21 protein-coding genes and 1 tRNA gene are annotated in these 22748 nt (G+C 73.8%); 10 read left to right on the top strand and 12 right to left on the bottom strand.

From position 1 onward, the window contains the following. Genes K4G22_RS23155 through K4G22_RS23145 form a run of 3 tightly spaced genes read left to right on the top strand, consistent with a single transcriptional unit; the run spans position 1 to position 3703 of the window. Entirely contained in the window at positions 1 to 1167 is a 1167-nt protein-coding gene (locus K4G22_RS23155; RefSeq protein WP_228082269.1) for an energy-coupling factor transporter transmembrane component T, read from the top strand. Beyond that, positions 1164 to 2813 carry an ABC transporter ATP-binding protein gene (locus K4G22_RS23150; protein WP_228082268.1) on the top strand — a complete coding sequence of 550 codons (1650 nt, stop codon included), beginning with the start codon at positions 1164 to 1166 and terminating at the stop codon, positions 2811 to 2813. Before K4G22_RS23155 ends, K4G22_RS23150 begins: the two co-directional genes overlap by 4 nt. Then, on the top strand, positions 2810 to 3703 hold the full coding sequence (locus K4G22_RS23145) for an ECF transporter S component (RefSeq protein ID WP_228082267.1): 894 nt from the start codon (positions 2810 to 2812) through the stop codon (positions 3701 to 3703). Before K4G22_RS23150 ends, K4G22_RS23145 begins: the two co-directional genes overlap by 4 nt. A gap of 27 nt (positions 3704 to 3730) precedes the next feature. Here K4G22_RS23145 and K4G22_RS23140 read toward each other — a convergent pair whose 3' ends face one another. Then, positions 3731 to 4669 carry a peptidoglycan-binding domain-containing protein gene (locus K4G22_RS23140; protein WP_228082266.1) on the bottom strand — a complete coding sequence of 313 codons (939 nt, stop codon included), beginning with the start codon at positions 4667 to 4669 and terminating at the stop codon, positions 3731 to 3733. Positions 4670 to 4833: 164 nt separating this feature from the next. On the opposite strand from K4G22_RS23140, the gene K4G22_RS23135 reads away from it, so the two are divergent. Next, positions 4834 to 6864, top strand: a complete 2031-nt coding sequence (locus K4G22_RS23135) for an MDR family MFS transporter (protein ID WP_425336742.1) — start codon at positions 4834 to 4836, stop codon at positions 6862 to 6864. A gap of 309 nt (positions 6865 to 7173) precedes the next feature. Next, positions 7174 to 7791 (top strand): HAD-IA family hydrolase, encoded by a 618-nt coding sequence (locus K4G22_RS23130; RefSeq protein WP_228084201.1) that lies wholly within the window; start codon positions 7174 to 7176, stop codon positions 7789 to 7791. A gap of 109 nt (positions 7792 to 7900) precedes the next feature. Here K4G22_RS23130 and K4G22_RS23125 read toward each other — a convergent pair whose 3' ends face one another. Next, positions 7901 to 8494, bottom strand: coding sequence for a TMEM165/GDT1 family protein (locus tag K4G22_RS23125; protein WP_228082265.1), 594 nt, complete (start codon positions 8492 to 8494; stop codon positions 7901 to 7903). Positions 8495 to 8761: 267 nt separating this feature from the next. After that, positions 8762 to 9529, bottom strand: a complete 768-nt coding sequence (locus K4G22_RS23120) for a superoxide dismutase family protein (protein WP_228082264.1) — start codon at positions 9527 to 9529, stop codon at positions 8762 to 8764. A 207-nt stretch (positions 9530 to 9736) separates the two neighbouring features. Between K4G22_RS23120 and K4G22_RS23115 the strand changes: the two genes are divergently transcribed. Continuing rightward, entirely contained in the window at positions 9737 to 10396 is a 660-nt protein-coding gene (locus K4G22_RS23115; RefSeq protein WP_228082263.1) for a DedA family protein, read from the top strand. Between the two features lie 93 nt (positions 10397 to 10489). Here K4G22_RS23115 and K4G22_RS23110 read toward each other — a convergent pair whose 3' ends face one another. The 3 genes from K4G22_RS23110 to K4G22_RS23100 form a co-directional block, all read right to left on the bottom strand. Next, positions 10490 to 11317, bottom strand: a complete 828-nt coding sequence (locus K4G22_RS23110) for an SAM-dependent methyltransferase (protein WP_228082262.1) — start codon at positions 11315 to 11317, stop codon at positions 10490 to 10492. Positions 11318 to 11446: 129 nt separating this feature from the next. Continuing rightward, the gene (locus K4G22_RS23105; protein WP_228082261.1) at positions 11447 to 12337 is read right to left on the bottom strand and encodes a pyridoxamine 5'-phosphate oxidase family protein; all 891 of its coding nucleotides are present in this window, start codon (positions 12335 to 12337) and stop codon (positions 11447 to 11449) included. 102 nt (positions 12338 to 12439) lie between these two features. Then, positions 12440 to 12883 carry a VOC family protein gene (locus K4G22_RS23100; protein ID WP_228082260.1) on the bottom strand — a complete coding sequence of 148 codons (444 nt, stop codon included), beginning with the start codon at positions 12881 to 12883 and terminating at the stop codon, positions 12440 to 12442. Positions 12884 to 13064: 181 nt separating this feature from the next. Here K4G22_RS23100 and K4G22_RS23095 point away from each other — a divergent pair, with 181 nt between their 5' ends. After that, positions 13065 to 13610 (top strand): CGNR zinc finger domain-containing protein, encoded by a 546-nt coding sequence (locus K4G22_RS23095; RefSeq protein ID WP_228082259.1) that lies wholly within the window; start codon positions 13065 to 13067, stop codon positions 13608 to 13610. Between the two features lie 10 nt (positions 13611 to 13620). Here the strand turns inward: K4G22_RS23095 and K4G22_RS23090 are convergent, their stop codons facing one another. Together K4G22_RS23090 and K4G22_RS23085 are read right to left on the bottom strand one after the other, a co-directional pair. After that, complete coding sequence (locus K4G22_RS23090; RefSeq protein ID WP_228082258.1) at positions 13621 to 14319, bottom strand: histidine phosphatase family protein; 699 nt, start codon at positions 14317 to 14319, stop codon at positions 13621 to 13623. Between the two features lie 78 nt (positions 14320 to 14397). Then, positions 14398 to 14469, bottom strand: a tRNA-Val gene (locus tag K4G22_RS23085). 89 nt (positions 14470 to 14558) lie between these two features. Here K4G22_RS23085 and K4G22_RS23080 point away from each other — a divergent pair. Continuing rightward, positions 14559 to 15950, top strand: coding sequence for a hypothetical protein (locus K4G22_RS23080; RefSeq protein ID WP_425336741.1), 1392 nt, complete (start codon positions 14559 to 14561; stop codon positions 15948 to 15950). 101 nt (positions 15951 to 16051) lie between these two features. Continuing rightward, entirely contained in the window at positions 16052 to 16843 is a 792-nt protein-coding gene (locus K4G22_RS23075) for a DUF4383 domain-containing protein (protein ID WP_228082256.1), read from the top strand. Here the strand turns inward: K4G22_RS23075 and K4G22_RS23070 are convergent. The 3 genes from K4G22_RS23070 to K4G22_RS23060 are packed head-to-tail and all read right to left on the bottom strand — an operon-like array spanning position 16825 to position 21196. Then, a complete protein-coding gene (locus K4G22_RS23070; RefSeq protein WP_228082255.1) occupies positions 16825 to 17643 on the bottom strand; it encodes an HAD family hydrolase in 819 nt (272 codons plus the stop codon). The genes K4G22_RS23075 and K4G22_RS23070 overlap by 19 nt on opposite strands. Beyond that, positions 17643 to 20036 (bottom strand): phosphoribosyltransferase, encoded by a 2394-nt coding sequence (locus K4G22_RS23065; RefSeq protein WP_228082254.1) that lies wholly within the window; start codon positions 20034 to 20036, stop codon positions 17643 to 17645. Before K4G22_RS23065 ends, K4G22_RS23070 begins: the two co-directional genes overlap by 1 nt. Next, positions 20033 to 21196: an HpcH/HpaI aldolase/citrate lyase family protein gene (locus K4G22_RS23060; RefSeq protein WP_228084200.1), complete on the bottom strand. Its 1164-nt coding sequence runs from the start codon at positions 21194 to 21196 to the stop codon at positions 20033 to 20035. Before K4G22_RS23060 ends, K4G22_RS23065 begins: the two co-directional genes overlap by 4 nt. A 110-nt stretch (positions 21197 to 21306) precedes the next feature. Between K4G22_RS23060 and K4G22_RS23055 the strand changes: the two genes are divergently transcribed. Beyond that, positions 21307 to 21945 (top strand): TerD family protein, encoded by a 639-nt coding sequence (locus K4G22_RS23055; RefSeq protein ID WP_228082253.1) that lies wholly within the window; start codon positions 21307 to 21309, stop codon positions 21943 to 21945. Positions 21946 to 21975: 30 nt separating this feature from the next. On the opposite strand, the gene K4G22_RS23050 is transcribed toward K4G22_RS23055, so the two are convergent. Continuing rightward, entirely contained in the window at positions 21976 to 22722 is a 747-nt protein-coding gene (locus K4G22_RS23050) for a Tellurium resistance (RefSeq protein WP_228082252.1), read from the bottom strand. Between the last annotated feature and the right edge of the window lie 26 nt (positions 22723 to 22748).

The raw sequence follows: 22748 nt of genomic DNA, 5'->3' as shown, positions 1-22748 counted from the left end.
ATGAGCACCTCAGGGGCGGCGCGCGATCAGCGCCGCACGCGGGGCGCGTTGGCCGCGCTGCGGGCGCCCGTCGCCCATCGAAGCAACGCGCTGCACGCCGGCGCGTGGTGGCTGTGGGCGCTGGGGTTGGCGACGGCCGCCTCGCGGACCACCAATCCGCTGCTGTTGGGTCTGTTGGTCGCGGTGGCCGGCTATGTGGTGGCGGCCCGGCGCACGGACGCGCCCTGGGCGCGGGCGTTCGGCTTCTTTCTGGCGCTCGGCGCCGTCGTGGTCGTGGTGCGGGTGTTCTTCGCGATGGTGCTGGGCTCGCCGATCGGCGGCGTCCAGGTGCTGTTCACGCTGCCCGAGGTCCCGTTGCCCGACTGGCTGGCCGGGGTGCGGCTGGGCGGGCGGGTGACGGCTGAGGCGCTGGTGTTCGCGTTCTACGACGGGTTGCGGCTCGCGACCCTGCTGATCTGTCTTGGCGCGGCCAACGCGCTGGCCGATCCGGCACGGCTGTTGAAGTCCCTGCCAGGTGCGCTCTACGAGATGGGAGTCGCCGTGGTGGTGGCCATGACCTTCGCTCCTCGACTGGTGTCCGATCTGCTGCGGATGCGCGCGGCCCAGCGCCTGCGTGGGCGCACGGACCGGGGCGCGCGCTCCGTTCTGCGGGTGGCGCGTCCGGTGTTGGAGGGCGCGTTGGAGCGTTCGGTGGCGCTCGCCGCCGCGATGGACGCCCGGGGGTATGGGCGGACGGCCGCCGTGCCGAAGGGCGTGCGGCGCGCGACCAACGCGCTGTCGCTCGGTGGTCTGCTGGGCGTGTGCGCCGGCTCGTACGGGCTGCTCGCGGCCGAGGGGGCGGCCCTCGGGCTGCCGCTGCTGCTGGCCGGGCTGGTGTGCGCGCTGGCGGGGCTGTGGTTGGGCGGGCGGCGCAGCCCGCGCACGCGGTACCGCCCGGACCGTTGGGGCGTGCGGGCCTGGCTGGTGTCGGGGTCGGGCGCCGGGGTGGCGCTGCTGGTGAGCCTGGCCGCCGATCCCGCCGCGCTCCACCCGCCGGCGGTGCCGCTGACGGCACCGGCGCTGCCGCTGGCGGCGGCGTGCGCGCTGCTGGTCGGGCTGCTGCCGGCGCTGGTCGCGCCGGTGCCCGACGATCAGGTGCCCGACGAGGGGCCGGAGGTGCGGCGGTGATCAGGTTCGCCTCGGTCTCGGTGCGCTACGCGCAGGACGCGCCGCCGGTGCTCGCCGGGCTCGATCTGACCATTCCCGAGGGGGAGTTGTGTCTGCTGGTCGGGCCGTCGGGGGCCGGGAAGTCGACGCTGTTGAACGCCGTCTCCGGGCTGGTTCCGCACTTCACCGGCGGGGTGCTCGGCGGGCGGGTCACCGTCGCGGGGCGGGACACGGCGACGCATCCGCCGCGTGAGTTGGCCGATGTGGTGGGCACGGTGGGGCAGGACCCGCTGGCGCATTTCGTCACCGACACGGTGGAGGACGAACTCGCCTACGGCATGGAGTCGTTGGGGGTGCCCGCCGATGTGATGCGGCGCCGGGTGGAGGAGACGCTCGACCTGCTGGGGCTGGCGGAGCTGCGGGATCGGGCGTTGGCGACGCTCTCCGGCGGGCAGCGGCAACGGGTGGCGATCGGCTCGGTGTTGACCACGCATCCGAGGGTGCTGGTGTTGGACGAGCCGACGTCGGCGCTCGATCCGGGCGCGGCCGAGGAGGTGTTGGCCGTGTTGCAGCGGTTGGTGCACGATCTGGGCACCACGGTGCTGATGGCGGAGCACCGGCTGGAGCGGGTGGTGCAGTACGCGGACCGGGTGCTGCTGCTGCCGGGCGCGGGCGCGGCGCCGGTGTGGGGAGAGCCGGCGGAGGTGTTGGCGCGGGCGCCCGTCCGTCCGCCGGTGGTGCGGTTGGCCGAGGTGGCGGGATGGTCGCCGGTCCCGCTGTCGGTGCGCGATGCGCGCCGGCGTGCGTCCGGGCTCCGCGAGCGGCTTGCGGGCCGGCGCGCGCTGCCCACACACGCCCCCCGGCCGGCCGGCACGCCCCTGGCCGAACTGCGCGCACTACGGGTCAGCCGGGGCCGGGCCGAGGTGCTGCGGGGGGTCGACCTGACGGTGGCCCCCGGGGAGGCGGTCGCGTTGATGGGCCGCAACGGCGCCGGCAAGTCGACACTGCTCGGCGCCCTGCTGGGCCTGCACAGCCCCACCGCGGGGAGCGTCCGGCTGGCGCCGGCGGCGGGCGGGAAGCCGGTGGTGCCGCACCGGACCGCGCCCGGGGCGCTGTTGCGCCATGTCGGCCTGGTGCCCCAGGACGCGCGGGACCTCCTCTTCGCCGAAACCGTCGCGCAGGAGTGCGCGGCGGCGGACGCCGACGCGGGCGCGCCCCCGGGGCGCTGCCGCGCGCTGGTCGACCGGCTGCTCCCCGAGGTGGCCGACGAGACGCATCCGCGCGATCTCTCCGAGGGCCAGCGGCTGGCGCTGGCGCTGGCCGTGATCCTGGCCGCCGCGCCCTCGCTGCTGCTGCTCGACGAGCCGACCCGTGGCCTCGACTACGCGGCCAAGGAGCGGCTGGTGGCGATCCTGCGCGAGCTGATGTCGGCGGGCCACGGGGTGCTGCTGGCCACCCACGACGTGGAGTTGGCCGCGGAACTCGTCGACCGGGTCGTGGTGTTGGCGGACGGCGAGGTGGTGGCCGAGGGGCCGACCTCCCGGGTGGTGACCGACTCCCCGGCGTTCGCCCCGCAGGTGGCCAAGGTGTTGGCGCCCGAGCCCTGGCTCACCGTGGCGCAGGTGCGGTCCGCGCTGGCCGACGGCGGCGGGCGGGTGCCGGCATGAGCGGGACCGGTCGGCGGGCGGCGGTCGTGCGTCTCGGGCCGCGCTCGGTGGCCGCGCTGCTGCTGGTGTCGGCGGTGGGCGTGGTCGGCTTCGGCTGGCCGCTGCTGGCCTCGCCGGACTCGGGTCTCGCGCACTCGGCCGACGCGCCCTGGCTCTTCGCGCTGCTGCTGCCGCTGCTGCTCGCCGTGCTGCTGGCCACCGTCGCCGACGGCGGTCTCGACGCCAAGGTGATCGCGATGCTCGGCGTGCTGGCCGCCGCGGCGGCGGCGCTGCGCCCGCTGGGCGCCGGCACGGCGGGACTCCAGCCGATGTTCTTCCTGCTGGTGCTGTCGGGGCGGGTGCTGGGTCCCGGGTTCGGCTTCGTCCTGGGCGGGGTCTCGCTGTTCGCCTCGGCGCTGATCACCGGGGGCGTCGGGCCCTGGCTGCCGTTCCAGATGCTGGCGATGGGCTGGGTCACCCTGGGCGCCGGGCTGCTGCCGGGGGCGCACGCCCTGCGCGGGCGCGCGGAGTTGGCGCTGCTGGCGGGGTACGGGGTGGTCGCCTCGCTGGGCTACGGGCTGGTGATCAACCTCCAGGGCTGGCCCTATCTGGCGGGCATGAGCACCGGCGTCTCCTTTGTGCCGGGCGATCCGCTGCCGGAGAACCTGGGCCGCTATCTGGCCTATGTGGCGACCACCTCGCTGGGCTGGGACGTGCCGCGCGCGCTGCTCACCGCGCTGCTGATCCTGCTCTGCGGCGGAACGGTGCTGCGCGCCCTGCGGCGGGCGACCCGGCGGGCGGCCTTCGATGCCGAGGCGACGTTCGACGCCGAGGCGACGTTCGATCCGGCGCGCGTACCGTCTCGCGCGCCGGCGCGCACGCCGGAGGCGGGTGACGCCGCCGCGCCCTGACCTGACCCGCTGTCCAGCGCCGGCGCCTCAGGGCTGCTCGGTGTGCCTCTCCAGCAGGGCACGGGTGGCCGGGCCATAGACCCCCTCGGGGTCGCCCACCACCCCGTAGGCCACCTGGAAACGCGCCACCGCCGCCCGCGTCTGGGCGTCGTAGAGGCCGTGCGGCTGCCCGTTGTACACCCAGTGCAGCTGGAGGAGCCGCAGCTGCAACTCCACGACCTCCGGGCCCTCGTCCCCCTCGGCCAGGCTCTCCTCCGGCTCCGGGTCGGTGGGCGTCGGGTCGGGCGTCGGCTCGTCGGTCGGGTCGGGGTCCGGGGTGGGCTCCTCCGTGGGCGGCGGCGTCGTGGGCGGCGACGTGGGCGCCGGCGGATCCGGTTCCTCGACGGGGGTGGTGGGCGCCGGCGTGGAATCCGGCGCCCGGCTCTCCTCGGAATCCGGCGTGGGCCGCTCGGGCTCCTCGGGTGGGGGCGTACGCCGGGCGCGCTCCTCGTCCTGCCTGTCCCTCTCGTTCCCGTCGTCCTCGACGTCGGGCTGTCCGTCGCCGTCGGGCAACACCAGGCTGGGGGACGGCAGTTGGGTCTCCAGCGCCTCGTCATGGCGTCCGGTGCCGTGGAAGAGCGAGGCGGCGAGCGCCGTGCACCCCATCACGGCGGCGACGGCGCCGCCGGCGGCCAGGGCGATCTTGTTGCGGTCGCGCGGCTTGCGGTGCGCGCCCTGCGAGCGGCCGACCGGCGGCAGTTCGACGCCCAGGCCCTCGATCCCCGGGCCCCGGTGTCGCCACGGGGTCGGCGGCCTGGGGCGGGGCACCTCGTCCTCGATGGGGAAGAGCGCCACGTCAGCCGGGTCCGGGTCGTGTTGCGGCGGGCCCACGGGCAGGGAGAGGGAGTGGGTCAGGCAGTCGCAGTTCGGCTCGCCCGTGGGCCGCAACAGGCGGCCACAGATCAGACAGTCGAACTGGTCGGTCACCGCGCCTGCCCTCCTGGTCGGTTGGCAGCGATTATGCACCACCCGTATGGGTGAACGTGGGCCAACTTGCTCAACGAGCCGGCCCCGACAAATGCCGCCAAACTGGGCCTGGACTCACCCGTGTCCCGAGCCCGCTCCGAACCCGGTATCCCCAGGAGGCGCCCATGGCCACGCGGCCCTCCCGAGCCGACTCCGCCATGCCGCCGCCACCCGACAGCGGGGCGCGTGGGCGGCTCTGGCTGTCCATGGGGGCGCTGTTGCTCGGGTTGCTGCTGGCCGCCCTCGACCAGACGATCGTGGCCACCGCGCTGCCCACCATCGTCGGCGACCTGGGCGGTCTCGACCATCTCTCCTGGGTGGTGACGGCCTATCTGCTGGCCGCGACGGCGGCCACGCCGCTGTGGGGGAAACTGGGCGACCTCTTCGGTCGTAAGCCGCTCTTCCAAGTCGCGATCGTGATCTTCCTGGTCGGCTCCGTGCTCTGCGGCATCGCTCGGAATATGCCAGAGCTTATTGCCTTCCGCTTTCTCCAAGGTCTGGGCGGCGGTGGCCTGATCGTGCTGTCGATGGCGATCGTCGGCGATTTGGTCTCACCTCGCGAACGTGGCCGGTACCAGGGCTTGTTCGGTGCCGTGTTCGGCACCACCAGCGTGTTGGGCCCTTTGTTGGGCGGCCTGTTTGTCGACCATCTCGGCTGGCGTTGGGTTTTCTATATCAATCTCCCGTTTGGTGCGGTGGCGTTGGTCGTGATCGCCACCGTCCTGCATATCAGAACCGGTGACCGGCACCATGTGATCGATTATCGGGGCACGGTGGCGATCGCCGCGTTCGCCGCCGGACTCGTGCTGATCGCCTCGCTCGGCGGCGTCACCTGGGGCTGGCTGTCCTGGCAGATCGCGGCGCTGGCCGTGGTGTCCGTGGTGAGCCTGCTGGCCTTCGTGCGGGCCGAACGCCGCGCGGTCGAACCGGTCTTCCCGCTGAGCCTGTTCCGGGTGCGCACCTTCGCGCTCTGCTCGGCGATCTCGTTCGTGGTCGGCTTCGCGATGTTCGGCGCGATGACCTATCTGCCGACCTTCATCCAGGTGGTGCACGGCGTCTCGCCCACCCTCTCCGGGGTGCGGATGCTGCCGATGGTGCTCGGGGTGCTGCTGTCCTCCACGCTCTCCGGGCAGCTGATCTCCCGCACCGGCCGCTGGAAGGTGTTCCCCGTGCTGGGCACGGCCGTCACCGCCGTGGGCCTGGCGCTGCTCCAGGCGCTGGACGAGCGCAGCGGGCTGTGGGCGATGAGCCTGTCCTTCGCGGTCTTCGGCCTCGGACTCGGCCTGGTGCTCCAGGTGATGGTGCTGGCGGTGCAGAACGCGGTCGGCTACGAGAGCCTGGGCGTGGCGACCTCGGGCGTCACGTTCGCCCGTTCCATCGGCGCCGCCTTCGGGGTCGCGGCCTTCGGCGCCGTCTTCAGCCACCGCCTCGCCGACGAACTGACCGACGCGCTGCGGGGGGTGGCGCTGCCGCCCGGGGTGAGCGAGGAGCGGCTGCTGCACGACCCGGAACGGGTGGCCGGGCTGCCGGCGGCCACCAGGGACGGCGTCCTCGGGTCCTACTCAGACGCCATCACCAGCGTGTTCCTCTACGCGCTGCCGCTGCTGCTGGTCGCCCACGCGTTGGCCTGGGCGCTGCGCGAGGACCCGTTGCGCGGCGGGGCGTTGGCGCCCGACCTCGGGGAGAGCGTGCCGCCCAACCCGGTGGAACGTTCCTCCGAGGACGAGTGCGCCCGGGCCCTCTCGCTGCTGGGCACCAGGGCGGGGCGGCGCGACCTGTACGCCAGGATCGCCGAGGACGCCGGCACGGATCTGCTGCCGGCCGCCGCCTGGCTGCTGTTGCGGATCAAACGGCACGGCATGGCCGAGCCCGGGCTGCTCGCCGAACGCACCGGGGTCCCCGTCGAGGTGCTGCTCCAGGCGGCCCAGCAGTTGGAGGAGCGTGGCCTGGCCGCGCGCGAGGGCCTGCCGCTGGTGGCCACCGAGGCGGGCCGGGAGGTGACCGCGCGGCTGGCGCGGGCCAGGGAGGCCGCCCTGGCCGAACTGCTCGGCGACTGGTGGGGGCCCGAACGCCCCCACGACCTCGTCGAGTTGGTCCATGTACTCGGCGCCGAACTGGGCGGCTCCCGCGCCGAGCTGCCCCGTGGCGGGACGTAGGGCCTCTCTTCCACCGGCCCGTCACCCGGACGCCTCGGATCGACTCCGGCGGTGAACGTTCCCGGAACGCCGCCGTAATTCGGGCGTGATGGGGTGGCGCGACACGGCCTCCGCTTTGTATCGTGTGAGAACAAAGTGGCCCCGCCCGCTTCCCCGACCGTTCGGGCGGGACCACTGGCTTTCTTCCGCGTCCCAGGCCACTCTCCGCACCTTTCGAAGTCGACCCACCGTCGGACCGCTACCGAAGGACGGCCCCCCTTGCGCAGCACAACAGAGACCGTCGGGGTTTTCAGCGCCCTGCTCCTGGACATGGACGGCACCCTCGTCAACTCCGACGCCGTGGTGGAGCGGGTCTGGCGGGGGTGGGCGGAGCAACACGGGCTGGACGCCGCCAAGGTGCTGGCGGTGGTCCACGGACGCCAGGGGTACGCCACCATGGCCGAGCTGCTTCCCGAGCGCCCGATGGAGGAGAACCACCGCGAGAACGCGCTGCTGTTGGCGGAGGAGACCCTCGATGTCACCGGCATCGTGCCGATCCCGGGCGCGCGGCGGCTCCTGGACGCCATCGAGGACGTGCCGCACGCGCTGGTGACCTCGGCGGACGGAGCCCTGGCCAAGGCCAGGATGCACGCGGCGGGCCTGCGGATGCCCGACATCCAGATCACCGCCGAGTCCGTCGGCTCCAGCAAGCCCGACCCGGAGGGCTTCCTCAAGGCCGCCGCCGAGCTCGGCGTACACCCCTGGGACTGCGTGGTGTTGGAGGACTCGGGCGCCGGCATCGAAGCCGCCCTCGCGGCCGGCATGCGGGTGGTCGGGGTCGGCCCCCGGGCCAGGGAACACGAGGCGAGCGCCCTGGTGGACACGCTGGAGCAGCTCACCGTCAGGCCCGCGCCCGAGGACGCCGTCCGGCTGACGATCACCCGCTGACCCGGCGGACCGCTGGACCTCTGGAGCGCTGAGGCACTGAGGCACTGAGGCACTGAGGCGAACGCCCCGCCGTGGGTGCACGGCGGGGCGTTCGGGCGTCGTTCTCGGGTCAGCCGGCGATCGCCTCGTAGAAGCTGAAGCAGGCGAGCGCCACCATCACGCAGGCGGCCACCCGGCTGATCAGCTTCAGCGGCACCCGCTTCATCAGCGCCCGGCCGCCCAGCACGCCGATGCCGGCCACCGCCCAGAGCGCGAGCACCGCGCCCACGGCGACGGAGAGCGGATCGTCGTAACGGGCGGCCAGGTTGGCGGTCATGATCTGGGTGAGGTCGCCGAACTCGGCGACCAGGATCAGCACGAAGCCGCTGCCGGCGACGCGCCAGAAGGTGGCGCCCTCGGGCGCCCGCACGTTCCCGTCGTCCTCGTCGGCCTCCTTGTTGGCCTCGCGCAGGAGCAGCAGCGCGCCGGCGAGGAAGAGCACGCCGACCACCGCCTGGAGCGGGCGCTGCGGCAGCAGCGTCAACACACTGCCGGCCGCCACCGCGAGCGCCACATGGATGGCGAACGCGGCGGCCATACCGGCGAAGACATGGGAGGCGCGGAAGCGGGTGCCCAACACCAGACCGGCCAACGCGGTCTTGTCGGGCAGCTCGGCCAGGAACACCACGCCGAAGACGACGGCCGCGGTGGAGAGACTGAACACGTTGTGACCTCGGGGATCGGGCCGCCGCACCGAGGGGCCCTGGGGAGCGGCGACCTCGGCACGGCAGCGTCCATGACACTGTCGGCCGAAGGTCTCGCTGGCGGCACGGCCGGTCGACCGTGATCCGCTCCGGGCGCCGGGCCCACCGCTGGGGGCGGTGAGCCAGTATGTCGAACGCTCCGGCGTAGAGCTACTCCCCTTCAGTGCCCCCAGAATACGCGCGAGACCGCCCGATGCCCAGCCCGTGCCCCGGGCTTCCCCGAGAGGTCAGCCGGCCGGCGCGAACAGGGCGCCGACGAGGGGCAGCCGGTCGAGGGGGACGGCCGGCCGGTGGGACTGGCCGGGCGCCGGGACGGCGTCCGACGGCCTGGTGGTGTCGACGGCGCCGGGCGGCGGCGGGGCCGGCAGGGGCGGGGCCGGCAGGGTGTCGGCCTCGGCGGTGCCCGTCTGGAGGACGCCGTGGAAGGGCACCGTGAAGCAGGCGACCCTGGCCCCCGCGTCCCCCGGGGTGCCGCCGTGGTGACCGCTGTCGGTGGCGTGCTCGTGGATCACGACGGAACGCGCCTCGTCCGCCCGGAAGACCCAGTTCTGGGCGGCGCGCGCCTCGCCGGCGCCGTTGGCGTCGGCGGTGAAGTCCAGCCACACCTCGTTGGAGGGGTTGGCCGCCTCGGGGGCCTCGCCGGGCCGGTTCTGGTAATGCGGTCCCGAGTCCTCGGGCGCCGCCCCGCAGGGGCTCGTGTGTACGTGGGCGCCGTAGGTGTGCGCCGCGTTGACGCCTTCGACCCTGAGTGCGATCCGCATCCGCCCCTCGCCCACCCGCTGCACGACCTCCACCGTCGAGCCCGCTGGCACCAGTTCCGGCCGGTAGGTGACCGCCCGGGGGACGGGCCCCTCGGTGACCGGCGCGAACTCCCCGGCGAAGACCAGGCCCCGCTCGGCCGCCGCCGTCCCCCCGTCGGCGGCCAGCGCCGTTCCCCCCGAGCCCGTCACCAGGGCGGTGAGCACCGCGAACGCGCTTGTGACCAGTGTTTTCATGACATGCTCCCGGTGAGTTGCCTATGTCCAGACCCTCACCCTGCCGGGGCCCGCCATGAGATGCTGGACACACGCACCCGCGTGCTCCTGCCGAAGGACGCGGGCGTACGCTGTACGGCGGAACCGTCACACCCTGCGAGACGTCTCACCCATCACACCTCGCGTGCCGGACCTGCGTACCAAGCCACGGGGGATCGGGGAGAGAAGTTGCAAGAGACCTTGGGGATACTGTTGTACGCCCCCTGGATCTACGTTGCCGTCGTGCTGTCGATCATGCTCGACGTCTTCTTCCCACTGCTGCCCAGCGGCGCCCTGGTCGTGACGGCCGCGGCCATCGCCGCCGACACGGCGGCGGGGATCACCTCGCTGCCAGGGCCCCCCATGCCGAACGGTCGGCTGCCGCAGCTGGCGCTGCTGGTGGTCTGCGCGACCACCGCTTCCGTGGTCGGCGACATGATGGCCTACCGGCTCGCGCGCCGGGGCGGGCGCCGGTACGGTCCCGCGATCGCGCGCTCCCGCCGGCTGAGCCGGGCCCAGGAGCGGTTGGAGTCGGTGGTGGTGCGCGGTGGCGGTGCCCTGGTGGTGCTCGCCAGGTTCGCGCCCGCCGGCCGCGCCGTGGTCAGCCTGGGCGCCGGGATCGCCCACCGCCGCACGCGGGACTTCCTGCCGTGGTCCGCGCTGGCCGCCGTGGTGTGGACGGCCTACAGCGTGGGTGTCGGCTATCTCGGCGGCCAACTGCTGGGCGCCAGCTGGCTGGGGGCCGGCCTCTCGGTGCTCGCCCTGATCGGGGCCGGCGTCGTCGCCGCCCGATTCCTGCGGCCCGCCAGCACCCCCGAGGCACCGGCCCCGACCGCGCCCGCCGTCTGAATCGTTTCCTTCCGAGTTCGCCGCCGCCCCTCCCGGCGGTGTGCGCCGGCGCGCACCCCTCCGGGAGGGGCACGCGCCGGCGCGGAGGCGGCTTCAGCCGGCGAGGCGGCCGATGCCGCCGTACCAGGAGACGTCAGCGGGATCGGGGCGCTCGGCCTCGGGCACCTCGTCGTTGCGCCAGTCGGAGACCACCAGGACGCCCGGGTCGATCAGCTCAAGACCTTCGAAGAAGCCGGTGAACCGCTCCTTGTCGCGCAGCGTCAGCGGCACGCCCTGGGCGCGGTAGGCCCGCTGGACGCCCATGGCGGCCTCCGGGGCGATGTCAGCGGTGGCGTGCGAGAGGATGAAGTGGCTCTCGGGCACCACGCTGTCCCGCAGGGTCCGCACGATGCCCTCGGGGTTCTCGTGGTCCGCCACGAAGTGCAGCACCGCGACGGCCAGGATGCCGAGCGGCTGGTCGAAGTCGAGCAGGGTCCGCACCACGGGGTCGGCGAGCACCGCCTCCGTCTCCCGGATGTCCCCCTGGATCACGGCGGTGTTCGCGTCCCTGGCCAGCAGCGCGCTGCCGTGCACCAGCACGATCGGGTCGTTGTCCACATAGACCACCCGCGCGGTGGGGTCGGCCCGCTGGGCGACCTGGTGGACGTTCTCGGCGCTCGGCAGTCCTGAGCCCAGGTCGAGGAACTGGCGGATCCCGGCCTCCCGCACCAGATAGCGGACGGCGCGGCCGAGGAAGGCGCGGTTCTCCCTGGCCGCGGTGCGGAGGAGGGGGAAGGAGGAGAGCGCCTGCTCGGCGGCCTGCCCGTCCACCGTGTAGTGGTCCTTACCGCCTAAGAGGTAGTCGTACATCCGCGCCGAGTGCGGTTGGTCCGTCCGCAGATCCAGCGCCTCCGACGGGGCTCCTTCGTCGACTCCACTCACCACACGGTCCTCCGACTCCAGGGAATATGTTCGAAGATCAATTCCCGCAGGGTAGCCGGTGCCCGACTGGCCGTCAGCCGGGACGGGCATATTCCAGGCCGGCAAAGGGAGTTGACGCTCAACTCGGCGCTATCCCGTGGTCGGGGCCCAGCGGAGGTCGCTGGCCGCCGGGCGCTCCAGCACCTCCTCGACGTGGAAGTCGACGACGCGTTCGGCACCGGCGAAGGCGGCGGCGCGCTCGGGGGACCAGTCGACCTCGGCGCGGCCCACCAGATGGAGCAGGGTGCCGCGGGACCAGTCGGGGACGAGCAGTCCTGCGGCCGGCCGGCGTTCGAGGTTGCCCAGCGTCATATACATCGAGTTGCCCCGGTAGTCGGGCCAGCAGAGCCGGTCGGGGGCGAGGGCCCGGAGGAATCCGGGCGCGCCGCCCCGGTGCGAGGCGTCGACGGCCCCCTCGGCGTCGGAGCTGGCCACGAAGAAGGTGTCGGCCGCCTCGATCAGCCGCTCCTGCGCGGGCGTGAGCGCCGGCGTGCGCGCCGGTGCGGGGCGCGGGCGCCCGCCGGGCAGCTCCCGGGTCACCTCGCGGCGCGCGATATGGCGCGGACAGTTGGCGTACACCTGCTCCACCCGGAGCAGCAGCCCCGCGTCGGTCCGCCGGGCCGAACCGTTGAGCCGCATCCGGCGGCGGGTGGCCGGTTCGATGGCCAGGGTGCCGAGCGGCACGGGGCCCGGGCCCGCGAGGGCCTCGGCCAGCGGATCGTCCGGCGCCGGCCTGGCCCGCACGGCCACGGTCGTCTCGTCGAGAGTGGCCACAAAGCCGGGAGGGCCGGTCAGTTGGGAGGCCCAGACCCGCCCTTCGGCGTCCCTGGCGCCGAGCACCAGCATCCGGCGCTCGGCGAGGAAGTCGGCCGCCACCCGGGGCACGCGGTCGCGGATGGCGCGCCAGGCGTGGTCGGCGCGGTCGAGGGCGTTCGCCCGCCGCTGCACGGCGCGCTCGCCCGGGTGGTAGCCGACGGTCATGGTGCGGGCCTCTCGTCAACGTCTCCTGGCACGATCCCGTGAACGGTCCCGGCGGGGGCGGGAGCCCCCGCCCCCGCCGCCGCTTCGGTGGACTCCCCGGGCCTAGAAGAACCCGCAGGTGGGCGCCGCCGCGACGGGGGCGGTCGCCGATTCGGCGCCGGCGGGGGCGAAGATCTCCAGCCTGATGCCGTCGGGGTCGTGGAAGAAGATCCCGCCCGAGGCGGCGCCCTCCCCGTGCGGCACCACGCCGTCGTAGGCGAACTCCACGCCCAGCTCCCGCAGCACGGCCTCCTGGGCCCTGACCTCCTCGATCGAGTCGGCCTGGAACGACAGGTGGTGCAGCCCCGATCGGTCGGCGGCGAAGCCCTCCACGCTCTGCTGCCAGAGCGTGACCAGCAACGCGCCATCCCGGGTCAGAAACGCCCAACGTCGGTCGCCGTCCTGGCCCTCCTGGGCCACTTCCAGACCGAAGACCCTGGAGTAGAAGGGCAGTGAACGATCGAGATCGGTGACATTCAGTCCGACATGCCCTGTGCGCAGCGACACCGCGGCCTCCCTCAACACCCCGGTCGACACCGGGGCTTCGCGGATTTCCCTAACCTTCACAGAGGACAGTAGAGGTTAGACAAGCCTCCGGTCAACCACTGTGAGAAGCCATAGAGGTTAGATATGCCCGTGAAGGCCGTTGCGGCCGGTGATGTCCGGTGGAGCGCTAAGGTGGGGCGCCATGGCAGCAGACGACCCTCGTCCCCTGATCGGCGAGCCGCTCTCGCTCGACCTGCTGAACACCCGCTGGCGGCTCACCGCCGTGACGGAGGACCTGCTCACCGACGTCGCCGGCCTCGCCGTCTGGCTCCGTTCCAACGGCCTCGACGAGCGCTGCCCCGCCGACGAGGCCACGCTGGGCGCGGTGCGCCAGGCCCGCGACGCGCTCGCCGACGCCGTCCGCGCCCCGGCCGACCCCACCCCGGCCACGCTCTCCCGCGTCAACGCGGTGCTGGCGCGGGGCCAGTTGCACCGCAGCCTCACGCCCGAGGGCCCGGCCGAGCGGGCCGGCACCGACTCCCCCGCGTGGCTGCCCGCCTGGCTGGCGACGGACGACTACCTGCGCCTGCTGCGCGTCGACCCCACCCGCATCAGGGCCTGCGCCAACGAGGGATGCCTGCTGCACTTCTTCGACACCTCGCAGAACCGCCGCAGGCGCTGGTGCTCCATGGCCGTCTGCGGCAACCGCGCCAAGGCGGCCCGGCACTACGCCCGCGGCCGGCGCTGACCCCGGGCGCCTACGCCAGATGCGCGGCGTCGCCGAACTCGGCCAGCCGCAGCCGCGTCCCGTCGCCCGTCCAGCGGGTGAGCGAGGCGTTGGGCACCGGCCTGGCCTCCGGCCGGGGCTCGACGCCCAGCCCGGCGACCGCCCTGGCCAGCGCCACCACCACCGCGTCATGGGCGACGACCAGCACCCGGCTCCCCGGCACCGCCTCGCTCACCTCCCGCAGCAGATCCCGCACCCGCAGGGTGACATCGGCGAAGGACTCACCGCCCGGCGGACGGTAGAACCACTCCCCGACCTTGGCCCGCCTGGCCGCCTCCTCGGGGGCGCGGCGCTCGATCGCCAGCGGCGTGAGCAGCTCGAACACCCCCATCTCACGGTCCCGCAGCCGCTCGTCCACCACCACGGGCGGGGGCGCGTCCAGGCCACGCGCGACGACGTCCCACGTCTGCCGGGCGCGCGTGTACGGCGAACACAGCACCCACTCGGGCCGCCGCTGGGCCGGCCAGCCGGCGAGCCGCGCCCCCAGCGCCTCCGCCTGCGCCACCCCGCGCGGCGTCAACTCGACGGCCGCGTCCCGATAGGCGAGGCGCTCGTCGGCCCTCCCCTCCCGGGCGGCCTCGGCGAAGACGACATTGGACACGCTCTCGCCATGCCGCACCGCGACCAACTCGGCCAACCGGAACCGTCCGGGGAGGACACCGTCACCCATCCCCCCAGTCTGCGCGACCAGCGCCCCCAACACGAAGACGACCCGCGGCTCTTGGCCGCGAGCCGCAGGTCACGTTCGTGGGTGCAGACGGGTTCGAACCGCCGACATCCGCCTTGTAAGGGCGGCGCTCTACCGCTGAGCTATGCACCCCGGGGCAGACCGGTGGCACAGCCTACACGGCCTGGGTACGAAGGTGATCGAGATGGGCGGCTACCAGCCGCTTTCGGATCGGGGCGCTGATGGGAGAATGGACGGCAGACTCACATGGCCCATCCACCCAAGGAGAAGGACACGTGGCAGCCGGCCGTTTCGCGAGGGATCTCGGTGTTTCCCTGCTGGTGCCGCTGTCGCTGGCCGTGGCCGCGGTGGCGGCGGCGCCCGGGGCGTTCACCGGTGGGGGGACGCGCCGCTGGGGGCGTGGCCGGTCGGAGGAGGCGCGGTCGCAGGCGCAGCAGGCCAAGGACGCGGCGGCCACCGCGTTCTACGAGTTGGACACCGCGCAGCGGGATCTGCGGATCACGCTGGAGACCATCACGGCCGCCGACGCATCGCCGGACGCCCGGCGGGCGACCGGCCGGTTCGCGAGTCTGGGCGAGCGGGTGGACCGGGTCAGCCACGACTACATCGCCGTGCTGGACGCGCACGATCTGGAGGCCGAGCAGCTGGACTCGGGGCAAGCGCACCGTGCCCGGCGGGAGTTGAGCCAGGTCACGGAAGAGCTGGTGCGGGTCAAGGCGGATCTGGCGCGGTTCGAGGACACGTTGGGCCCGCTGGTGGAGCGGGCCCAGGCGCAGTTGGCGCGGGTGGCGCCGGCCGTCGACCAGGCGAAGCAGGCGCTGCTGGCCGCGACGGGTTCGCTGGACACGGCGCGCGGCGCCGGCCTGGGGGCGGACGACCTGGCCGCGCGGCTGGCCGAGCTGGGCCCCGAGCTGCGCAAGCTGAACGAGGGCGCCGGGCAGCACGGCGTGCAGCCGACCGTGCGGCGCGCGGAGCGGGTGCGGCGGGCGGCGGAGGCGATCTCGGCCGAGGCGGCGCGGCTGCCGGAGCGCGCGGCGGAGATCGACCGTCGGCTGACGTCGCTGCGCACCAGGGCGGAGGCGATCAGCAACCGCGCGCGGACGGTGGCGCCGGTGCTCAGCGAGCTGCGGCGCCGGTTCGCCGTGAACTGCTGGCAGGACCTCCAGCGGGTGCCGGAGGAGACGGCGGAGGCGGTGGCCGGGGCGGGTCGGGCGCTGGACGAGGCGCGGCGGGAGCGCGCCGGGCAGCGCCTGGACGCGGCGGCGGCGGGGCTGGCCAGGGCGCAGGAGCTGTTGGGCGGGGCGGACGAGGCGGTGTCCCGGGCGGGTGAGCGGCTGCGGCGGCTGAACGAGGTGGTCGAGGATTCGGGGGCCGAGGTGGAGCGCACCCGTTTCGTGGTGCGGGACGCGCAGCGGCTGGCGATGCAGGGGCGGACGGTGCCCGACCCCCGGCACGCGAGGCCGTTGGACGCGGCGGTCGAGCGGTTGGAGCGGGCGGTCGCCGAGCTGGCGGCCGGCGGCCGGCATCCGGACTACTGGCACTTCCTCGGCGAGCTGGAGGCGGTGCGGGAGTCCGTCGGGGCGGTGGTGGACGCGATCCGCAGCGGTCGCTGAGCCGGGTCTGGGGCCGGGGCCCAGGGGTGGTTGGCGCGGCGCGCGCCGGGTACGCGGGGTGGACGTTCCCGCAGTACCCCAGGCGTGCTGAGGAGGTCGCCATGGCGTCATCGGTTTCATCGCTGATCGGAACGGATCCCCGGGGTGAGCCACGGCTGCCGAACGGTGGGCCGCTCGGCCTGCTGAGCGCCGCCCACTGGGATCGGCGGCGGCCGGCGGACCGGCGGCTGAACAACTTCTACCGCGTGGGCGCCGGCCTGATGGGTCTTGGCCTGGCGGTGTTCGGCGTGCTGGGCATCACCCGGCGCATCGGTGCGTTCTCCACCGGTGACAACGAGGTCTGGGAGATGAACACCAACGGCGCGCTGAGCTGGCTCTCCGTGGTGGTGGGCCTGGCGCTGTGCGTGGCGATGCTGCGGGGCGGAAACCTCGCCTCCACGTTCTGTCTGGGGCTGGGCGCGGTCTTTGTGCTGAGCGGCTTTGTGCATCTGGCGGTGCTGAACACGGATGCCAATGTGCTGAACTTCCGGCTGCCCAATGTGTTCTTCAGCTTTGCCGTGGGCCTGGTGCTGCTGACCATCGGGATGTACGGCCGGGTGAGCGGCAGGCTGCCGCATGACAACCCGTACTGGCGGGCCAGGAACCCGGCGATGGCCAGGAACCAGGAGCGCAGGGACGCCGTGGTCGCGCGGCGCCGTGGCGAGCTGAGCGAGGCGTGGCGGCGGGACGACCGGGAGCGCCGGCGGCTGCGCGAGGCCGACGAGCGGGCTCGGCGGCGCGGTGTCAGGCAGGACGTCGGGGAGCGCGTCTCGGCCGGGCGTCAGGACAGCGCCGGGCGTCAGGACGGCGCCGCGCGTCAGGACAGCGCCGCGCGTCAGGGCAGCGAGGACTGAAACGCGCGAAGGATCGTCTCGCCGCAGCCGACGCCCCGGTCGGGCAGTTCCACCACATGGTCGGCCGACCAGCCGCCGGTGGCCAGTTCGCCGTGGCCCGGCCGCCAGGCCAGGTCGGCGGCGAGCAGCAGGTCGGCGTCGAGGAGGGAGTCGCCGGCGGCGAGCGTCCGTGCCGTTCCGGCGCGGCGGGCCACCTCGGCGACCGCGGCGCTCTTGGTGAGTGGCGCGGGCACGACGTAGAGCTTGCGGCCCTGGAGGGAGACGGTCCAGCCGCGCGGTTCGGCCCAGGCGGCGAGCGTCTTGGGCCAGGCGTCGGGGAGGCGTTCCCGGTCCACCACCAGGTAGGCGAAGAGGTCCTCGGCGGTGCGCTCGCGGAGCAGCCAGGACGGGTCGGCGGTGCGGCGCACCCGCGCGGTGATCTCGTCCAGGGTGGCGCAGTCCGCGGCCAGCCGGTCGCGGACGGAGCGGTGCCAGCCCTCGTCGGTCTCGCCGTCCACCAGGAGGTGTCCGCCGTTGGCGCAGATCGCGTAGGGCGGCGGCGGGCCTGGCAGCCGCACCCTGAGGTACTGCCTGCGGGTGCGGGTGGTGGTGGGCACGAAGACGGCGCGCGGGTCGGCGGCGAGGGCGGCGAGCAGGGTGGCCGCCGTCTCGGTGACGAAGGACTGCGGCCGGCCCTGGTAGGTCTCCACGCTGAGCAGCCGGGGCGCGGTGTGGTCGGGCTCGGTGAGGGCGAGGGCGCCGGCCGAGTAGATCAGGGTGCGGTCGAGGTCGCTGGCGATCAGGGTGCGGGGCGCGGGCATCAGGCGGCCGTCCTTCCGTCGGCGCCGGTGGCGCCCCTGGTGTAGCGGGGGTGGATCAGTCCGACGCAGCTGTAGGGGAGGTCGTCGACCTCCTCGACGGGCACCCCGCGCTGCTCGGCGAGCAGCCTGATGTGGTCCAGGTCGGCGCCGGCGGCGCGCCGGGCGAGGACGCGCCAGGGGACGCGGCGCAGCAGGACCCTGGTGGTCTCGCCGACGCCGGGTTTGACGAGGTTGACGTCGTGGATCCCGTACGCCTCGCTGATGCGTTCCACCGCGCGCCAGCCCTCCCAGGTGGGGGCGCGGTCGGCGGCGAGGAGGGCGGCGGCCTCGGCCTTCGCCTCGCTGCCCACCTCGGCGAAGCGGGCGGTGACCGTGTCCAGGAACTGGCCCGAGACGTCCGCCTCGGTGAGCTCGCGGTAGTGCTTGGCGCCGTGGAAGTCGTCGGGGCCGACGAGGTCGGCGCGGAGCACGGTGCGGGAGACCAGCCCTGAGACGGTGGAGTTGAGGCAGGCGGAGGGGATCAGGAAGTCGTCCCTGGTGCCGTAGGTGGTGACGCAGCCGCCGGGGTCGGCGAGCACGGCGAGGGCGGGGTCGAAGCCGGGGAACGGGGCCAGGGCCGCGGCCAGTTCGTGGGTGATGGCGCCCTTGCCGGTCCAGCCGTCGACGAAGACCACGTCGGCGGGGTCGTGGTGGGCGGCCAGCCAGCGGAGCGCGGTGGTGTCGATGCCGCGTCCGCGCACGATGGAGAGGGTGTAGTGCGGTGTTTCGATACCGTGCGCGCGCTGGGCCCAGCGGCGCATCAGGATGCCCACCGGGGTGCCTGCCCTGGCCAGGGAGACCAGCACGGGCGGCCGTCCTGGCCGGCCGCGTTCGGCGAGCACCGTCTCGGTGACGGTGCCGACGGCGCGCGCGACCCGGCGTGCGGAGGCGTCCAGCGCGCTGTGGAAGAGGCGCTGGTAGGCGTCGGTCGGCTGGTACTCGACGGGCAGCGATTCGGCGTAGTGGGCGCCGCCCGACTGGATGGCCTCCTCGCGTTCCTCGGGCGGGGCCTCAAGGCGCACGTCGGAGAGGTCCTGGAGCAGCCAGCCCACCTCGTCGGCGCGGTAGGAGGAGAACGCGGGGCCGCGCAGCGGCTGTGGCAGCGGCCGGCGGCCGGGCAGCACGGTCAGCAACAACGCGTCGGTGTGCGGGGCGAGTTGGGCGAGCAGGCCGTCGGGGCCCGTGAGCGCCTCGGTGTCGCCAGCGGCGTCGGTGACCACCAGCACGGCGTCCCAGCCGCCGCCGGCCACGTTGTAGGCGTAGCGGGGTCCCGGGTCGGCGGGCGCGTCGTGGGCGGGGAAGGTGAGGCGGCTGCGGATGGCGTAGCCCGGTTCGTCGACCGGCAGCACGGGTGAGCGGGTGGTGGTCGAGAAGTACACCTCGGCGTCCGCGCCGAGCGCCCGTTCCGTCGCCTCGGCGAGCCGCAGCGGGGTGTACATCAGCTCCTCGGTGCCCAGCACCAGGACGCGGCGGGCGCCGGCGGGCAGCGCGGCGGCCAACTCGGCGCCCAGCGTGGGCAGCGCGGCCTCAAGACGGGACCGATGCGCCGGCGTGAAGCCGTGCCGTGCGCCGTCGGGCAGCCCCTCCGGCCAGCTCAGCGCGGTGCGACGGGGCGCGAGGCGCTGCCGGGGGACGGTGGCGGGGGGCGCCTGTTCGTGTTCGGCGACCAGCGCGGCGCCGCGCGCCAGCACATCGTCGGGGAGCGCGATCCGGCCCTCGGCCAGCGCGATCACCTGCACGGTCGCGCCCAGTTCTGCCGCGAACTTGGCCAGTTCGGCCCGGTCCTGATCGGCCCGGGTGTCCACCAGCGCGGCCACCACATAGCGGGCCCTCGGCCACCGCCGATGCAGCGCGGCGATGGTGTTGCGGACGGTGCGGCCCGTCGACAGCTCGTCGTCCACCAGCACCAGGGGACCGGGCCCGGCCAGCAGCCCCGGATCGCTGGGCGCCAGCAGATGCGAGGTGTGGTGGCTGTGCTCCTCCTCGAAGCCGCCGACCGAGGGGAAGCCCGGCACCGCGCGCCGGGTGGAGTGCAGGTAGCCGCCGCCACCCCCCACGCCGTCGGCCACGCTGTGCCCGAGGCCGGTCGCGGTCTCCGCGTACCCCAGCACCACGGCGGAGGCCGCGGCCTCGCCCAGCGCCTCGCGGACCAGCCGGCCCAGGGCGAGCCCGGTGCCGTGCACCACGCCCGGGCGCTGCGGCAGATGCTTGCCCAGCACCCGGGAGACCAGTAGATGGGCCCGCCTGGGGTTACGTCGCAGCGCGAGCCCCAGCAGCTCCTCCGTCCCGGAGCCCGTGAGGCGTATCCCGAGCCGCCGGGTCACCCACTCCCCCGGCCATATCGGGCCGGTCACGCGTTGCCCGCCGCAAGCAGATCCACGAAGTCCACTCCATCCCTGGCGACGCCGAACACCTCGGCGCGCAACATGGTCCTCTCGGCCCAGGCGCGGTGCGGCTTCACCTCGTTCATCTTGTTGGTGTACGAGGACCGCAACACCCCACCGCCGCCCGGGCCCGCGTCCAGGATGTCGGCGGCGTCGCTGAACTCCTCGTGGCTGACCACGGAGAGCGCGTGCACGGGGGGCACATGGGAGGGGTGGATGCAGGTCTTGCCCATCAGGCCGTTGGCCCGGTCGAGTTCGATCTCGCGCAGGAGGCCGTCGATATCGTGCTCGATCAGCCGGGCGCGCAGCTGTTCGGCCCGCCCGCTGAACGGGGTGTAGCGCAGCTGCGGCTTGAACATCCGCTCCTGCCGGCGGAAGTACTCCCAGACCGGGCCCGTCACGGTGAACCCCGAACCGTCGGCGCGGCCCAGCACGTTCACCACGTCGGCGATCACCGAGGCGACCAGGCCGACGTCGTACGCCGTGGCGTCGGGGGTGCGGCGCAGCCCGTAGGCCGCGCAGAAGTCCGTCACCCCCAGGCGCAGGGCCGGTATCCGTTCGCGGTGCTTCTCCACGAGCTCGGCCACCGCCCGCAGCCCCTCCTGGCGGCTCTCCAGATGCAGCAGCTCGGGCGACTCAAGCACCGGCATCACCAGCAGCCGCCGCCCGCACAGCACCTCGGCGGCCTGCGCGGCCTCCAGGAACGCGGTGCCGGTGGCGGCGGTGAACTTGGGCAGCACAAAGCCGGTGAGCAGCGCGATGTCCTCGCCCAACCGGCTGGTCAGATCGAGGATCTGGGACGGCTCGCGGACCCGCACGAAGAGCAGCGGCACCCCGTCGGGGCCGTCGTCGGCCGCCAGCCGCCGGAACTGCCGCAGCAGGTTCTCCTCGGCGGCCGGCACATCGGCGTCGCTGATGGAGTCCTCCAGGCACAGCACCATGGAGACCACGCCCGTCTGAACCTGCTTGCGGATGTCGTCCGCGAGCCGGGGCCTGGTCGCCGGCGCGTAGAGCGTGGCGCCCAGGGCGAACCCGACGGTTCTGACCGGGGAATCGGGGCCGAAGTCGACCGGCTCCCGATGGAAGAGCTCACGACGACGCGCAGCCGAAAGGTGCCCGTAGTGCCGCATGATGACCCCGATCTCGCCCACCCTCCGGCCGTCTGGCTGACGTCACCGGTTTCGGGCCATCGTAAGCTCGGCATTGTTTCGGCAGTATGGCGCCAGGCAGGATTCGAGGTATGGAGCGTGTGGTGGACCCGGACGAGCCGCTGCGGCTGACCACCGGCCGGGTGCGGGTGGAGCTGCGTTGGGGGTGGCACCACGGCGGCGAGGGCGCTCCGGACCTCGATCTGTCGGCGTTCCTCCTCGGCCAGGACGGCCGGGTTGGCCACGAGGGCGACTTCGTCTTCTACAACCAGCCGAGCCACCCCAGCGGCCTGGTGCGCCGGCTGCCCAAGTACCGCACGGCGGACGGGGTCACGGAGGCGATCGAGGCGGAGCTGGCGGGGCTGGACGGCTCCATCGCGCGACTGGCGCTGGCCGCCTCGGCGGACGGCGGGTTCCGGGCCGAGCTGGGGCAGCCCGGTCTCGCGCTCTACGAGATGGCCCAGGAGACGCCGCTCGCCGAGCTGCCGCTGCGCCCAGGACCGGCGGAGACGGCGCTGCTCTGCGGCGAGTTGCGCCGCACGGCCGACGGCGGCTGGGCGTTCCAGGGCATCGAGCGGGGCTTCACCGGCGGGCTGGTGGCGCTGGCGGCCGAGTTCGGCATCAGCGCGGCGCGGCGGCCCCCGCCCACGCCGTTCGGCAGCCAGCAGACGGACTCACTCTTCCAACTGCCCCCACAGGGGCCGCAGTTCCTGCCGGACGGCGCGGCCTGAGCAGCGCCGTCAGCACCTCCCGCACCGGGGCTACTTCTGCTTCTGGGCGCGCCCCCAGGACATGCCCCAGCCGTAGAGCCGGTCGATCTCGGACTGGAAGCCGTAGACGTACTTGACCTCGCGCCGCGCGACCAGCTGGCCCTTCTGCGGCTCGATCATCACCACGGCGCAGGAACGGGCCTGCGGCGGCGGATCGGTGCAGCCGATCTCGACGTTGTTCCCGTCGGGCATGGCCAGCGTGACCACCACGTCGGCGCGGTCGAACGTGGGCGCGCCGTCGTAGATGTAGACGAAGATCAACAGCCGCTTGAACTCGTCCTTGTTGTCGAGGTTGATGTAGAGGTGTTCGCCGGAGCCGGTGCCGAAGCGGTCGTCACCGCTCAGCTTGCAGTACGGCGGATCGTTGAAGTCCCCCAGCAGGCCGCCGAGGGACTGGACCACGCCCGTGGTACCGTCCGTCAGCTCGTACATGCAGGCCAGGTCGAAGTCCATGTTGGCGACGCCGTGCGAGTGGCCCACGAGCTCGGCCGGCTTGAAGACGGCCAGCGGATGGCGCCAGTTGTTCATCAGCCGGCGCTGGGACTTGCCGAAGTCGTTGTTGCTGCGTATCCGCCAGGTGAGGTCGACGCGGAGCGTGCCGCCCTCGGAGCCGTCGCTGGTGAGGGTGGCGGTGGGGTTGCGCCGCGTCAGCTCGGAGGCGTAGCTCATGGCGCCGCCCGTCGAGTCGAACTTCTGGCTGTCCGCACCGCCGCGCCAGTATGTCCACAGGGACACCATGCGGGCCCACCCCTTGCCTCTCTTCG

This window comes from Streptomyces profundus (assembly GCF_020740535.1).
GTDB classification, from domain to species: Bacteria; Actinomycetota; Actinomycetes; order Streptomycetales; family Streptomycetaceae; genus Streptomyces; species Streptomyces profundus.
The sequence above is the reverse complement of the archived record's forward strand: the minus strand, read 5'-3'. Positions and strand labels throughout refer to the sequence as shown.